The following is a 13,959-nucleotide window of genomic DNA, read 5'->3' on the forward strand; positions in this document are numbered from 1 at the left end:
GTGCTCGGCGGCGGCGCGGCCGACGATATCGTTGGCCGCGCCGCCGCCGAGCACCACGCCGCGCAGCAGCACGTCGATCTGCGCGGTGCCATCGGCCGTGGCGTTGAGGTTGTCCATGTCGCCGGCGTGGTGCGGGCCGCTGCCGGCGCGGCCGTGCGGGGCACCGAGCGGGTTGAAGTGACCGCCGGCGCTGCTGGCGTCGGCCGCGCTGCAGTCGCCGCGCTCATGCACATGGAAGGCAAAGCTGCGGTTGGGCTGCAAGCCGCCCAGTGTGCCGGTGATGCGCACGCCACCGGGGGCGGCGACCAGCGACAGCTTGCCGCTGACCAGGCTGCCGGAGGCCGGCGCCAGCACGGCCTGCGCCTGCTGCACGGTGCCGGCACTGGGCAACGGCGGCGCCTTGGGCGGCGGCGGCGGGGCCTTGGGCGGCGCGCTGCTGCACGCGGCCAGCATCAACAAGGCACTCGCGGCGAGGGGCAATCCGTAACGCATCGACATCGACTCCTGTGGCAGGGCGAAACTAGAGGGGCGGCCGTGCAGACCCCATGAAGGTGCACGGGGCGCAGTCTAGCTGGCCGGAGGCGGGGCTCGGTGGTGCGGTCGGGACCCGGGACCCGGAAAGCGTAGCGACGCGTCAGCGCAGCGGCGCATGAGGCAAGGCCACAGCGAATCCCCTGGCGTGTAAACGAGCGCGAACCGGAAATCGACGTCCCGAGTCCAGCAAGCGCATGTCGCACATCTGTCCGCCCCTGAGTCCGCGCTGTCCCGGGCCTCCGGGTCCCGGGTCCCGGCTCCTTCCTCAGCGCCGCCGCCGCCCGGGCCCCAGCTTGCGGGTGACGGTGTTGCGGCCCACGCCCAGGCGGGCGGCGGCTTCGGCGCGGCGGCCCTGGGTGAAGCGCAGCGCCACTTCCAGCAGCGCCTTGTCGAAGCGTTCGCGGGCCTCGGCATGCAGGCCCTCGGCGCCGTCGGACAGGCGCTGCTGCGCCCAGGCCGACAGTTGCGTATCCCACTCGCCGCCGTCGCCGCTGCGCTCGCGGCGGCCGCCGCGCAGCAGGGCGGCCTCGACGTCGCCGGCATCGATGATTTCCGCCGGCGCCAGCGCGGCCAGACGCCAGCACACGTTCTCCAGTTCGCGCACGTTGCCCGGCCAGGGATAGGCGCGCAGCGCGTCCAGCGCCGCCGGCGCCAGCCGCTTGGGCGGGGTGTCGAGCTTGCGCGCGGCCATCGCCAGGAAGTTCTCGGCCAGTTGCGGCACGTCGGCGCGGCGCTCGCGCAGCGGCGGCAACTGCAGCCGCACCACGTCCAGGCGGTGCAACAGGTCGGCGCGGAAGCGGCCCTGTTCGACCAGCGCTTCCAGATCCTGGTGGGTGGCGGCGATGACCCGCACGTCGACCCGGATCAGTTCGCGCCCGCCGACGCGGAAGAACTCGTTCTCGGCCAGCACGCGCAGCAGCCGGGTCTGCAGCGGCAGCGGCATGTCGCCGATTTCGTCCAGGAACAGGGTGCCGCCGTCGGCCTGCTCGAAGCGACCGATGTGGCGGCGCTGCGCGCCGGTGAAGGCGCCGGCCTCGTGGCCGAACAGTTCGCTCTCCAGCAGTTCGGCCGGGATCGCGGCGGTGTTGAGCGCGACGAACGGTTTGCGCGCGCGCGGCGACTCGGTGTGCAGCGCGTGCGCGACCAGTTCCTTGCCGGTGCCGGTCTCGCCGTTGATCAGCACCGACAGCGGCGCCTGCGCCAGCCGGCCGATGGCACGGAACAGCGCGCGCATCGCCGGGGTGTCGCCGATCAGTTCGGTGCTGCCCTGCCCGGCCGGCGTCACTGGCGGTGCCGCGGCGATGGCGCTGCCGGGATCGGGCAACGCGCGTGCGGCCAGCGCCACCGCATCGTCCAGGTCGAACGGCTTGGACAGGAACTCGTGGGCGCCGCCGCGGAACGCGCCGGCGGTGCTGGCCACGTCGGTGTAGGCGGACATCACGATCACCGGCAGTTGCGGGTGCGCGGCCTTGAGCTTGTCCAGCAGCACCAGACCGTCGTCGCCGGGCATGCGCACGTCGGTGAACAGCAGGTCGGGCATGGGCCGCTGCGCCAGCGCCTGCAGCGCGGCGGCGGCGCTGTCGAAGCCGTCGACGCTGTAGCCGGCGTCGCGCAGCGCGGTGGACAGCACGAAGCGCACCGAACGGTCGTCGTCGACCACCCAGATACGTTGCGTTCCTTGCAGGGAGTCGGTCATCGCAGTGCTCCTAATCGGTGTCCGCTGCGCGCTGCGGCAGCAGCAGGGTGAACACGGTGTGGCCGGGGCGGGAGCGGTAGGTCAGCGAGCCGGCATGCTCGCGCGCCACCTGCTGGGCCAGCGCCAGGCCCAGGCCGCTGCCTTCGGCGCGGCCGCTGACCAGCGGCAGGAACAGGTGCTCGGCCAGTTCCTCGGGCACGCCGCGGCCGTCGTCGACGATCTCCAGGCGCAGGCCGCGCGCGTGCACGCGGTCGCGGATGCGCTGGCCGTGCTCGACGCGGGTGCGCAAGGTGACCTGCGCGGCGCCGGCCTGGATCGCGTTGCGCACCAGGTTCCACACCGCCTGGGTGAGGCGGTCGGCATCGCCGAGGAATTCGGGGATGCTGGGGTCGTAGTCGCGCTGCAGGCGCACCGACCAGCCGCCTTCGTTCTCGGCCAGGCGCAGCACCCGCTCCAGCACCGCGTGGATGTTGAGCATGGCGTGCGGGCGCGCCGGCGCTGGCGACAGCAACTGGTCGAGCAGGCTGTTGAGGCGCTCGATCTCCGCGCCGATCAGTTCGATCAGTTCGCGCTCGTCCTCGTCGCGGTGCTGGGCGCGGCGCGCCAGCAGCTGCGCGGCGCCCTTGAGCCCGGCCAGCGGATTGCGCAGTTCGTGGGCCAGGCCCTTGAGCGCCGCGCTGAGCGCGTTCGGCAGGGCCTGCGCCGGGTCCGGCGTGGGGAACTCGTCGACCGGGTGCGCTTCCAGCAGCCAGCCGCCGTCGTCCAGCCGCGACAGCCAGCCCTCGGCGAAGCGCGGCGGCTCGCCGGGCACGGCCAGGGCCATGCGGTGCAGGCGCAGCACGTCGCGCTCGTCGTTGCGCAGGAACCGTGCGAGCGCATCGCCCTGCACTTCCAGCGAGGCCAGCGGCTGGTCGAGCAGGCGCCGCACGCTGACCCCGAGCCAGCGCGCGAAAGCGGGATTGGCGCCGCGCAGGCGGCCGTCGGTATCCGCCCAGACCACCGGGGTGCCAAGGGCGGAAAGCGGGGGCGGCGTAGTGTTCATGGCCATTGCACCAATGTAGTGCAAAGCCAGGCAGGCGGCACGGGCGAGCGGCGCATGGCGCGGCCGCTGCCCTTGCGGATGGCGCGTCGCGCAGCCGCCTGACGACCAGTGGGTGGTGCCACCCGGCCCTGCATCACGACGCAACCAGGAATCTTGCGGAAAGCCGGGGGTGTGGCGAGGCGAATGGCCACGCGGAATACCTCGATCTTTTGAGAATGGCCGGCGCTTCCCCCCAGGAAGCGCCGGCGAAGGCCGCGGCCGCGTGGACCGGCCACCAGCGCCGGTCACACGCGCTGCGACAAGGCCCGCGACCGCCGTCGCGGGCCGGCGAACCTCACAACTCGTAGGCGGATTCGCCATGCGAGGTGATGTCCAGACCCTCGCGCTCGGCGTCTTCCGGCACGCGCAGGCCGATCACCAGCTTGGCGATCAGGAAGCCGACCACCGAGACCACGCCGATCCAGCCGACGGTGATCAGCACGCCTTCGGCCTGCACCAGCACCTGGTGGCCCATGGTCACGCCCTCGGCGTAGCCCATGCCGCCCAGCGCCTTGTCGGTGAACACGCCGGTGAGGATCGCGCCGACGATGCCGCCGACGCCGTGCACGCCGAACACGTCCAGGGTGTCGTCGGCATTGAGCAGCTTCTTCAGCCCGGTCACGCCCCACACGCAGATCACGCCGGCGGCCACGCCGATGGCGATGGCGCCGAACGGCCCCACGGTGCCGGCGGCGGGGGTGATGCCGACCAGGCCGGCGACCATGCCCGAGGCCACGCCCAGCGCCGAGGACTTGCCCTTGATCACCTTCTCGGTCAGCGACCAGGCCAGCACCGCCGCGGCGGTGGCCAGCAGGGTGTTGAGGAAGGCCAGTGCGGCGGTGGCGTTGGCTTCCAGCGCCGAGCCGGCGTTGAAGCCGAACCAGCCCACCCACAGCAGCGAGGCGCCGACGAAGGTCAGGGTCACGTTGTGCGGCTTCAGCGCGGTGTGGCCGAAGCCCAGGCGCTTGCCGACGAAGTACGAACCGACCAGACCGGCCACGCCGGCGTTGATGTGGACCACGGTGCCGCCGGCGAAGTCCAGCGCGCCCTTGCCGAACAGGAAGCCCGGGGCCGACCACACCATGTGCGCCAGCGGCAGGTAGCCGAAGGTGAACCAGATGACCACGAACAGCAGCACCGCGGCGAACTTCACCCGCTCGGCGAAGGCGCCGACGATCAGCGCGCCGGTGATGCCGGCGAAGGTCAGCTGGAAGGCGACGAACACGTACTCCGGCAGCTTGAAGCCCTTGGAGAAGGTGTCGGCCAGCGTAGTGGTGTCGACGCCGGCCAGCAGCGCCTTGTGCAGCGTGCCGATGAACGGACCGCCATCGGCGAACGCCAGGCTGTAGCCGTACACCACCCACAGCACCGCGATCAGCGAGAACACCACGCCGACCTGGATCAGCACCGACAGCACGTTCTTGGCGCGGACCATGCCGCCGTAGAACAGCGCCAGGCCGGGCACCACCATCAGCAGCACCAGCAGCGTGGAGGTGAGCATCCAGGCGACGTCGCCCTTGTCCACCACCGGCGCCGGCGTGGCCGCGGCCGCGGCCGGCGCGGCGGCCGGTGCAGGCGGCGGCGTCAGTTGTTCGGTGACCACGTCCGGCGTCGGCGCCGGGGTGGTTTCGGCCTGGGCGAACGCCTTGCCGGGAATGCCGACCGCCATCGCGCTGACCAGCATCAGCATGCATACCGCGTAGAACCGGGCCTTCCACCCGGCGAACAGACCTGTCTTCATGAAGGGCTCCAAGGTGGGGTTAGAGCGCATCGGCGCCGATTTCGCCGGTACGGATGCGGACGACCTGCTCGATGGCGGTGACGAAGATCTTGCCGTCGCCGATCTTGCCGGTGCCGGCCGCGCCCTGGATCGCCTCGACCACGGCGTCCAGACGCTCGTCGGTCACCACGGTCTCGATCTTGATCTTGGGCAGGAAGTCGACGACGTACTCGGCACCGCGATACAACTCGGTGTGGCCCTTCTGCCGACCGAAGCCCTTGACCTCGGTGACGGTGATGCCGGACACCCCAGCCTGCGACAAGGCCTCGCGGACCTCGTCGAGCTTGAATGGCCGGATGATGGCGGTGATCAGTTTCATGCGCATACCCCGTTGGTGGAAGGAACCGGCCGCCGAAGGCCGACCGGCACTGGGCCCATCGACCGCGCCGCGAACGGCGCGGGTGCTGCTGCGCGATGCGTTCCGTGGATCACGCCGTGGCCCACCGCACCCAAGGTGCGGCGGCGACGGCGACGTGGGAGGGAACGTGGCCCACGGCACGCAAGCGCTCTGTTGCGCGGTCCATCCCCTGGACACTCGATGACGCGATGGTGGGCGCGGACCACCTGCGCGGCTCCCCAGCCGGGCAGGTGGCGGCGATGGCGAAGGAGGGAGGGGAAGCCTTCGCCATCGCCGCGCGTGGAACTCAGTTGGCGTAGTACAGCTGGTATTCCAGCGGGTGCGTGGCCGCGCGGAACTTGGTCACTTCCTGCATCTTCAGCGCGATGTAGCCGTCGATGAAGTCGTCGGTGAACACGCCGCCGGCCTTGAGGAACTCGCGGTCGGCGTCCAGCGCTTCCAGCGCCTGGTCGAGGCTGGAGCACACCTGCGGGATCTGCTTCTCTTCTTCCGGCGGCAGGTCGTACAGGTCCTTGTCGCTGGGCGCGCCCGGGTCGATCTGGTTCTTGATGCCGTCCAGGCCGGCCATCATCAGCGCGGCGAAGGTCAGGTAGCCGGACTGCAGCGGATCCGGGAAGCGGATCTCGATGCGGCGCGCCTTCGGGTTGGACACCCACGGAATGCGGCACGAGGCCGAACGGTTGCGCGCCGAGTAGGCCAGCATCACCGGCGCCTCGAAGCCCGGGACCAGACGCTTGTAGCTGTTGGTGCCGGAATTGGTGAAGGCGTTGATCGCCTTGGCGTGCTTGAAGATGCCGCCGATGTACCACAGCGCCATCTGCGACAGGCCGCCGTAGCCGTCGCCGGAGAACAGGTTGGTGCCGCCCTTGGCCAGCGACTGGTGCACGTGCATGCCCGAGCCGTTGTCGCCGACGATCGGCTTGGGCATGAAGGTCGCGGTCTTGCCGTTGCGGTAGGCGACGTTCTTGATGATGTACTTCATCATCATCAGCTCGTCGGCCTTCTTCACCAGCGAGTTGAACTTGGTGCCGATCTCGCACTGGCCGGCGGTGGCCACTTCGTGGTGGTGCACTTCGACTTCGATGCCGACCTGCTCCAGGGTCTTGCACATCTCGGCGCGCAGGTCCTGCAGCGAGTCGGTCGGCGGGACCGGGAAGTAGCCGCCCTTGACCGCCGGACGGTAGCCGCTGTTGCCGCCTTCGATCTTGCTGCCGCTGCTCCAGGCCGCCTCTTCCGAATCGATCTTGAAGAAGGTGTGGCCCATCTCGTTGCCGAAGCGCACGCCGTCGAAGATGAAGAATTCCGGCTCCGGGCCGAAGAACGCCTGGTCGGCGATGCCGCTGGACTTCAGGTAGGCCTCGGCGCGCTTGGCCACGCCGCGCGGATCGCGGCCGTAGCTCTGCATGGTGGCCGGGTCGAGGATGTCGCAGGTCAGCACCAGGGTCGGATCGGCCATGAACGGATCGACGAAGGCGGTGTCGGCGTCGGGCAGCAGGACCATGTCCGACTCGTTGATGCCCTTCCAGCCGGCGATCGAGCTGCCGTCGAACATCTTGCCTTCCTCGAACAGCGCCGGCTCGATGATGCTGACCGGGAAGGTGACGTGCTGCTGCACGCCGCGCATGTCGACGAAGCGCAGGTCGACGAACTCGATCTTGTTGTCCTTGACCAGCTTCTCAATAGTTTCCGCAGACATTCGATGCAACCTCGGGTTGTGAAGGGCGTGGGCGAGTATCAGCAATCGCCATGCCAAGCGTATGGCACTCACAAGCCCTTGATTCTGCTGAAGCGTGCACGCGAAGGATGCAAATGCACTGCACTTTTGTGGTGCATTCACACCTGAATGCACCAAATTTGTGCGCGAGGCGGATGCTCTATCCTTGCGCAGCTTCCCCTCCCCCAAAGCGACCCTCTCCTCCATGAGCGATCTGTTGTCGGCCCTGCTGCTGGGCATCATCGAAGGCCTGACCGAATTCCTGCCCATTTCCAGCACCGGGCACCTGTTGATCGCCGAGCGCTGGCTCGGCCACCGGTCCGACTTCTTCAACATCGTGATCCAGGCTGGCGCGATCCTGGCCACCACCCTGGTGTTCCGGCAGCGCCTGTGGGATCTGGCCACCGGCCTGGGCGACCGCGCCAACCGCGACTACGCCTTCAAGCTGGGCGCCGCCTTCCTGGTGACCGCGGTGGTCGGTCTCATCGTCCGCAAGGCCGGCTGGCAGTTGCCCGACAGCGTGCAGCCGGTGGCCTGGGCGCTGGTGATCGGCGGCGTGTGGATGCTGGTGGCCGAGTACTTCGCTGCGCGCATGCCGGAGCGCGAGACGGTGACCTGGACGGTGGCCATCGCGGTCGGCCTGGCGCAGGTGGTGGCCGGCGTGTTCCCCGGCACCTCGCGCTCGGCGGCGACGATCTTCCTGGCGATGCTGCTGGGCCTGAGCAAGCGCTCGGCCGCGGCCGAATTCGCCTTCCTGGTCGGCATTCCGACCATGTTCGCGGCCAGCGCCTATTCGTTCCTGGAGCTGTACAAGGACGGCGGCCTGGGCAGCGAGAACTGGGGCGACGTGGCCCTGGCCTTCGTCGCCTCGATGGTCACCGGCTTCGTGGTGGTGAAGTGGCTACTGGGCTACATCAAGTCGCACCGCTTCACCGCGTTCGCGGTGTACCGCATCGTGCTGGGCGCGGCGTTGCTGCTGTGGTTGCCGGCGGCGTGAGGGGTTGAGTCGGCGAGGCGCTGCGCGCTCCTTACCCTCACCCCAACCCCTCTCCCGAAGGGAGAGGGGCTATGGCTTCTCCCTTCTCCCCTCGGGAGAAGGTGCCCCGAAGGGGCGGATGAGGGTACGGGCGAAGCCTCGCAATGTCAGATCGCGCTAAGCGCTTCGCGCGCCGGACCCTCACCCCAACCCCTCTCCCGGGGGGAGAGGGGCTTTAGTGCTCACTTCGCGGCCGGATTGAGGCTGTAGGTGCCGTGCAGGCTGGCTTCGGCCAGCACGTGGCCCTGCATCGCGCGCAAGGCATCGGCGGCGGTGAAGCGTGCCGGCACGTCCAGGCGCGCCACATCCAGCGCGAACAGGCGGAAGAAGTACCGGTGCACGCGCAGGTCGTTGGCCGGCGGATACGGGCCGTCGTAGCCGTGGTAGTCGCCGCCCATCGCCGCGTCGCCGGCGAACCAGTCGGTGTAGCTGTTCAGTCCCTGCCGCGCGCCGTCCAGTCCGGGCGGTTGCTGCTTGCCCTTGGCTACCACGCCGTCGCTGGCGCTGCCCTCGGCGATCTCCCGCAGATCCGCGGGCAGGTCCACCGCCACCCAATGCACGAATTCGGTGCGCGGTTGTTCGACCGGGATCTGCACGTCGTCGCGGCCGACCATCTCGGCCACGGTCGGCACGTCCGGATCGACGCACAGCAGCACGAAGGACTGGGTGCCGGCCGGCACCGCGTCCCAGGCCAGGTGGGGGTTGCGGTTGCCGCCGAAGCCGTCGGCCTGGCCCATCGCGTAGGTGGCGGCGATGGGCTGACCCGGCTGGATGCTGTCACTGCGAAGACGCATGCGTGAATCTCCGTGGGGAATCAGGTTTCAGGGTAGCCAAGGCGCACCGCCACCGGCGTCAGCAGCGCGAACGCGGCGGCCAGCGGCGTGGCATAGGCACGCCAATGGCCGGCGGCCAGGCGCGGCGGGCCGACCGTGGCGATGGTCGGGAACGCCACACCGAACGCGTCCTGCAGCGCCGCCGCCACGCCGGCCGGATCGTGCTCGGTGCCGTCCAGGCGCACCAGATGATGCGGATACAGATCCTGTTCGTGCAGGTCGGCGACCTGCGCCAGCACCGCCGCCAGCCACTGCGCGCCGGTCTCCGGCGAGGCCAGGCCCAGCGGCGCCGGGGCACCGTTGGCCAGCCAGTCCAGCAGCATGTCGCGCGGGTCGCGCAGCACCACCAGCAGCCGTCCTTCCGGCAGGTGCGGGCGCAGCGCGCGCAGCAGCGCGTTATCCCACCACAGCAGCCAGTCGACGATGTTGCCGTCGCCGACGCCGCGCGCCGGCAGTTGCGCACGCCACTCGGCGACCAGCGCCGCACCGTCCAGGGCGCCGCTGTCCAGTTCCTCGATGCTGCGGAAGCGCTGCAGGCCGTCGGTCGGCGGCTGCTGGCCGAAGCGGTCGCCGCGCAATACCGGGCTGGCCGCGTCGATCACCGCGATCGCCCGCTCCACGCCGCTGCCCGGCGGACCCCAGACGAACAGCGGGCGGGCCTGGTTCTGCGGGTCGACAGTGCCCAGCGGCGGCCACTGCGCCGGGGCCTGGCCCAGCGGCGGCAGCGGCAGGCGGTGCGGCAGCTGCTCCTCCTGGAAGGCCACCCAGGTCGCGAGTGCGTCGTCCGGGCGCCCGGCCGCATCCTGCACCGCCGCCAGCCACGGCCGCACCACGGTGCGGTCGCGTTCGGGCATGCGTTGCATCAGGCCGCGCACGTGGGTGATGGCGGCGTCGTGCTCGCCGCGCTCCAGCAGCGCCTCGACCAGGCGTTCCTCGCCGCTGAGCCGGCCCGGTTCCAGCGCCACGATGCGCTGCGCCACGGCTTCGCCCTGGTCGCGTTCGCCGGCCATGTCGTGCACCCGCAGCTGCGCTTCCAGCGCCGGCACGTGCGCCGGCATCGCCGCCTGCCAGCGCGCGATCAGCGCGCGCGCCTCGGGGCCGCCCACCGGCTCCAGCGCCAGCCGCGCCAGCCACAGGTCGTGGGCGTCGGTGGTGGTGGCCAGCGCCGCTTCCAGGGTGGCGCGGGCATCGTCGATCGTGCCCAGCCGCTGCCAGGCGATCAGCGCGGCGTGCAGGGTGCGGCGGTCGGCCGGGGCCACCGCCAGGGTGCGGCGCAGGTGGTCCAGCGCCTCGGCCGGGCGGTCGGCCTGCAGGGCGTATTCGCCGGCAAGCCGGCGCATGTTGGCGGTATCGCCGGCCGGATCGGCCAGCACCGCCTCCAGCGCGGTGATGGCGTCGTCCAGGCGGCCCTGGCGGTAGGCCAGCTGCGCGACCAGCGCCATCATCGCCGCGCCGGTGCCCGGGGTGAGCGCGGCGACGCGGCGGAACGCGGTCTCGGCGAAGGCGAAGTGCTGCTTGTCCAGGTAGGCGAAACCCAGCGCGTAGAGCAGGCGCGGGTCCTCCGGCAGCGCGTTGCTGGCGCGCGCGAGCAGCGCCAGCGCGCGGTCGGCGTCGCCGCGGCGCAGCGCCAGCATGCCGTCCACGCCGAGCAGTTGCGGATGCTCCGGCTGCAGACGCGCGGCGGTGCGGCTGAGCCGCTCCACTTCGTCCAGGTCGCCGCGGCCCAGCGCCAGGTGCGCGCGCATCACGTAGGCAAGGAATTCGTTGGGATCCAGCGCCGCGGTCTGCGCCAGCGCGTCCTCGGCCTGGGCCAGGTCGTTGGCGCTGACCAGCATGCCGGCGTGCAGCAGGTGCAGGCTGGCGTCTTCCGGCGCCAGCGCGATCGCGCGGCCGATGCTGTCGAGGGCGGCGGCGGTCTCGCCGTGCTGCTGCTGCGCCAGCGCCAGCCAGCGGAAGGCCTGCGGGTCGTCGGCGGCCTCGGCGGCCCAGGTCTGGGCGAGACGCAGCGCGTCGGCGGTATCCTGGCGGCGCAGGGCGTCGAGAATGGGCTGGTGCATGTGGGTCCGGCGTTGGGGCAAACCCGCATTGTAGCGGGAGCATCGGGCCGCCCTGCGCGGGCACCTGCGTCCGCGCGGCGGGCACATCGGGCGCATCGGGCATCGCTGGGAGCGGCCATGTCGCCGACGCTGCGGGGGGACTGAGACCACGCGGCGGCGAGGCGCGTCGAACATGCCGGGCTGCGCAGATGACTCGGTGCGCCGGGCAGCGCTACGTGGTGGCGGCGGTGATGGTGCGGGAACGGCGGAAGGAGCATCGACGCGTGCCGCACCCGGGAATCCCGGTGCGCCCACCTTGCTGACCGCCTGCCGCACGCCGGCGCGGGCGAGATCGCCCGCCGGCCTGCGCGCAACGCCGGTCAGGCCTCCACCAGCCCCTCGGTCAGCCGTTCGGCCACCCAGCGTTCGGCGAAGCCGTCGCCGCGCGCGTTCTCGATGAAGCCGCAATGCCCGCCCCAGCGGGCGATCTCCAGCCGGGCGAGGTCGGGCAGGCGCCAGCTGCGGAAGTCGTCCAGCGGAATCACCGGATCGTCCTCGGCCATCAGGATGTCGGCCGGCACGCGCAGGCCTTGCAGGCGCTCGCCGGCGATGCAATAGCTGTCGAAGTAGGCGTCCAGGCTGGCGAAGCCGGCGTGGCGCTCGGCCAGCCAGGCCATCAGCCCGCGCATGTCCAGCGCCAGGGTGGCGTCGTCGTAGCCGTGGCGGTCGGGGAACAGTTCGCGCTTGCGCAGCAACGACTCGCGCCACTTGCGGCGGAAATACCAGTCGTAGAACTGCGGACCGTTCTCGATCCGCTGCATGGTGGTGGCCGGGTCCAGCAACGGGCACACCGCGGCCACGTGCTGCAGCGGCAGCCCCGCCGCCGGCGCGCGCAGCGCCAGGCGCAGGGCGAAGTTGCCGCCCAGCGAGTAGCCGGCGGCGAGCAGGGTCGGCGCCGGGAAGCGCTGCCACAGGTCGCAGGCGGCGTTGACCACTTCGTCCAGGCGCTCGGAGTGGAACAGGTCCACGTTGAGGTGGTGGGTGCCGCCGTGGTCGCGGAAGTTGAGCCGGAACACCTGGTAGCCCAGCGCCAGCATCTTCGCCGCGGTCAGGCGCATGTAGCTGGAGTCGGCGCTGCCTTCCCAGCCGTGCAGCAGCAGCACGGTGCCGCGCGGCGCTTCGCCGGCCGGCACGCTGAGCCAGCCCTGCAGGCGCACGCCATCGCCGCCGTCGAGGATGTGCGAGGTGGTGGTGGCGCCGCTGGCGGCGAGCAGTTGTTCGCCACGGCGCACGCGCAGCAGGCTGGAACCCAGTACCGATTGGACGTGCGGGTTGCGCAGCCAGCGAGGGGGGGAGTAATCGGTCGCGTTCATGGGCAGCGAGCTTGCGCCTGTCGACTGGAGTAATCGGTCAAGCGCGGCGTCGGCAGTGTCCCGCTGTTCAGGGTTGTGCCATCGCCGTGACGATGCGCGCGCGCGAGATCTCGGCGATGCGCCGGCGCCCTTCCACGTCCTGCAGCCGGATCGGCTCCAGGAAATGCACCTCGGCCACCCGCCCCGGCTCGCCGAGCAGACGCAGGAAGTTGGCGAAGAAACTCTCGTGCGGGCCGAACGCGACGATCTGCTGCGCCGAGCCGCCGGCACCGTAGCGCAGCGCCACCGGCTGCACCGCCACCTCGGCCTCGACCGCGGCCTGGAAGATGCGCGCATGGAACGGCCCCACGTCCTGGCCGCTGCGGGTGCGCCCTTCCGGGAACACGCCGACCGAGCAGCCGGAGCGCAGCCGCTCCAGCATCGCCTGCAACACCCCGCCTAGCGACTCGGTGCTGCCGCGCTGGTGGAAGATGGTCTGCCCGCGCGCGGCCAGCCAGCCGACCAGCGGCCAGCCGGCGATCTCGCGCTTGGCGACGAAGCCCATCATGCGCTGGCTGTGCAGCATCACGATGTCGATCCAGCTGACGTGGTTGGCGACGAACAGCACCGGATTGGGCAGCGGCGCGCCGATGCGGCGCACGCGCAGGCCGAAGATGCGCAGCAGCCAGGTCGACCACCAGCAGACCATGCGGTCGCCGAAGGACTCGGTGCCGGCGCGGCCGGGCGACAGCGCCATGCACACCAGCAGGAACGGCAGCGACAACAGCACGTGCAACGCCAGCAGCGGCACGCGGTAGCCGTAACGGACCCAGCGCAGCGCCCCACCGTATTGGCGCATGGCGGGTGGGGAGAACTCGCTCATTCGAACAAGGGTACCGGAAGCGGGGGCCTAGCGGACAATTGTGTCACCCCGAAGACGCGGCCGCAGACACGTCGCCCCTGACCGCCGAGGCAGGGTTCAGCCCGGCACCGGGCTCAGCCGCGGTCGACCACCGCCAGGGTCAGCCGCGACACGCACACCGGCTTGCCGGCCGCGTCCTCGATGTGGATCTCCCACACCTGCGTGGTCCGGCCCACGTGCAGCGGCCGCGCGGTGCCGGTGACCACGCCGCTGCGCGCGGCGCGCAGGTGGTTGGCGTTGATTTCCAGACCCACGCAGATCCGCCCCGGCTCCACGCACAGGTTGCCGGCGGTGCTGCCCAGGGTCTCGGCCAGCACCACCGATGCGCCACCGTGCAGCAGCCCGTACGGCTGCCGCGTGCGCGCGTCCACCGGCATCGTCGCCCGCAACCAGTCCGGCCCGGCTTCGGTGAAGACGATGCCCAGGTGCGCGATCAGGGTGTCGCGGCAATCGGCGTTGAGGACGGCGAGATCGGCAGGTTCGCGAAAGGGCATTGGAGGGCCGGGATTGGGGAGTCGGGATTGGGGATTGGCAAGAGCGGCATCCCCGGCACTGACATTATCGCGCCTGCACGGGGCATCAAGTCGCAGGGATCTGCTTTTACGAATCCCCAATCC

12 protein-coding genes are annotated in these 13,959 nt (G+C 71.0%); 1 reads left to right on the forward strand and 11 read right to left on the reverse strand.

Features of this window, described 5'->3' with window-relative positions; all coding sequences use genetic code 11:
* From CEK65_RS17045 to glnA, 6 genes are all read right to left on the reverse strand, one after another.
* On the reverse strand, nucleotides 1–492 hold a 492-nt coding region (locus tag CEK65_RS17045; protein WP_226980623.1), incomplete at its 3' end, for a superoxide dismutase family protein.
* A gap of 307 nt (nucleotides 493–799) precedes the next feature.
* On the reverse strand, nucleotides 800–2,230 hold the full coding sequence (ntrC, locus tag CEK65_RS17050; RefSeq protein ID WP_152182467.1) for a nitrogen regulation protein NR(I): 1,431 nt from the start codon (nucleotides 2,228–2,230) through the stop codon (nucleotides 800–802).
* 10 nt (nucleotides 2,231–2,240) lie between these two features.
* Nucleotides 2,241–3,278 carry an ATP-binding protein gene (locus tag CEK65_RS17055; protein WP_193314201.1) on the reverse strand — a complete coding sequence of 346 codons (1,038 nt, stop codon included), beginning with the start codon at nucleotides 3,276–3,278 and terminating at the stop codon, nucleotides 2,241–2,243.
* A 328-nt stretch (nucleotides 3,279–3,606) separates the two neighbouring features.
* Complete coding sequence (gene amt / locus CEK65_RS17060; RefSeq protein ID WP_170268085.1) at nucleotides 3,607–5,052, reverse strand: ammonium transporter; 1,446 nt, start codon at nucleotides 5,050–5,052, stop codon at nucleotides 3,607–3,609.
* A gap of 19 nt (nucleotides 5,053–5,071) precedes the next feature.
* Nucleotides 5,072–5,410: a P-II family nitrogen regulator gene (locus tag CEK65_RS17065; protein ID WP_010341076.1), complete on the reverse strand. Its 339-nt coding sequence runs from the start codon at nucleotides 5,408–5,410 to the stop codon at nucleotides 5,072–5,074.
* A 325-nt stretch (nucleotides 5,411–5,735) separates the two neighbouring features.
* Nucleotides 5,736–7,145, reverse strand: coding sequence for a type I glutamate--ammonia ligase (gene glnA / locus CEK65_RS17070; protein WP_017908900.1), 1,410 nt, complete (start codon nucleotides 7,143–7,145; stop codon nucleotides 5,736–5,738).
* A gap of 223 nt (nucleotides 7,146–7,368) precedes the next feature.
* Between glnA and CEK65_RS17075 the strand changes: the two genes are divergently transcribed.
* Complete coding sequence (locus CEK65_RS17075; protein WP_017908899.1) at nucleotides 7,369–8,160, forward strand: undecaprenyl-diphosphate phosphatase; 792 nt, start codon at nucleotides 7,369–7,371, stop codon at nucleotides 8,158–8,160.
* A gap of 221 nt (nucleotides 8,161–8,381) precedes the next feature.
* On the opposite strand, the gene CEK65_RS17080 is transcribed toward CEK65_RS17075, so the two are convergent.
* From CEK65_RS17080 to CEK65_RS17100, 5 genes are all read right to left on the reverse strand, one after another.
* A complete protein-coding gene (locus CEK65_RS17080) occupies nucleotides 8,382–8,993 on the reverse strand; it encodes a YbhB/YbcL family Raf kinase inhibitor-like protein (RefSeq protein WP_152182468.1) in 612 nt (203 codons plus the stop codon).
* A gap of 20 nt (nucleotides 8,994–9,013) precedes the next feature.
* Nucleotides 9,014–11,089 carry a tetratricopeptide repeat protein gene (locus CEK65_RS17085; RefSeq protein WP_152182469.1) on the reverse strand — a complete coding sequence of 692 codons (2,076 nt, stop codon included), beginning with the start codon at nucleotides 11,087–11,089 and terminating at the stop codon, nucleotides 9,014–9,016.
* A 359-nt stretch (nucleotides 11,090–11,448) separates the two neighbouring features.
* The gene (locus CEK65_RS17090; RefSeq protein ID WP_017908100.1) at nucleotides 11,449–12,441 is read right to left on the reverse strand and encodes an alpha/beta fold hydrolase; all 993 of its coding nucleotides are present in this window, start codon (nucleotides 12,439–12,441) and stop codon (nucleotides 11,449–11,451) included.
* Between the two features lie 67 nt (nucleotides 12,442–12,508).
* Entirely contained in the window at nucleotides 12,509–13,303 is a 795-nt protein-coding gene (locus CEK65_RS17095; RefSeq protein WP_019801786.1) for a lysophospholipid acyltransferase family protein, read from the reverse strand.
* A gap of 113 nt (nucleotides 13,304–13,416) precedes the next feature.
* On the reverse strand, nucleotides 13,417–13,836 hold the full coding sequence (locus tag CEK65_RS17100) for a hotdog fold thioesterase (protein WP_017914155.1): 420 nt from the start codon (nucleotides 13,834–13,836) through the stop codon (nucleotides 13,417–13,419).
* Nucleotides 13,837–13,959 lie beyond the last annotated feature (123 nt).

Source organism: Xanthomonas sp. LMG 12459 (assembly GCF_009192905.1).
GTDB classification, from domain to species: Bacteria; Pseudomonadota; Gammaproteobacteria; order Xanthomonadales; family Xanthomonadaceae; genus Xanthomonas_A; species Xanthomonas_A sontii.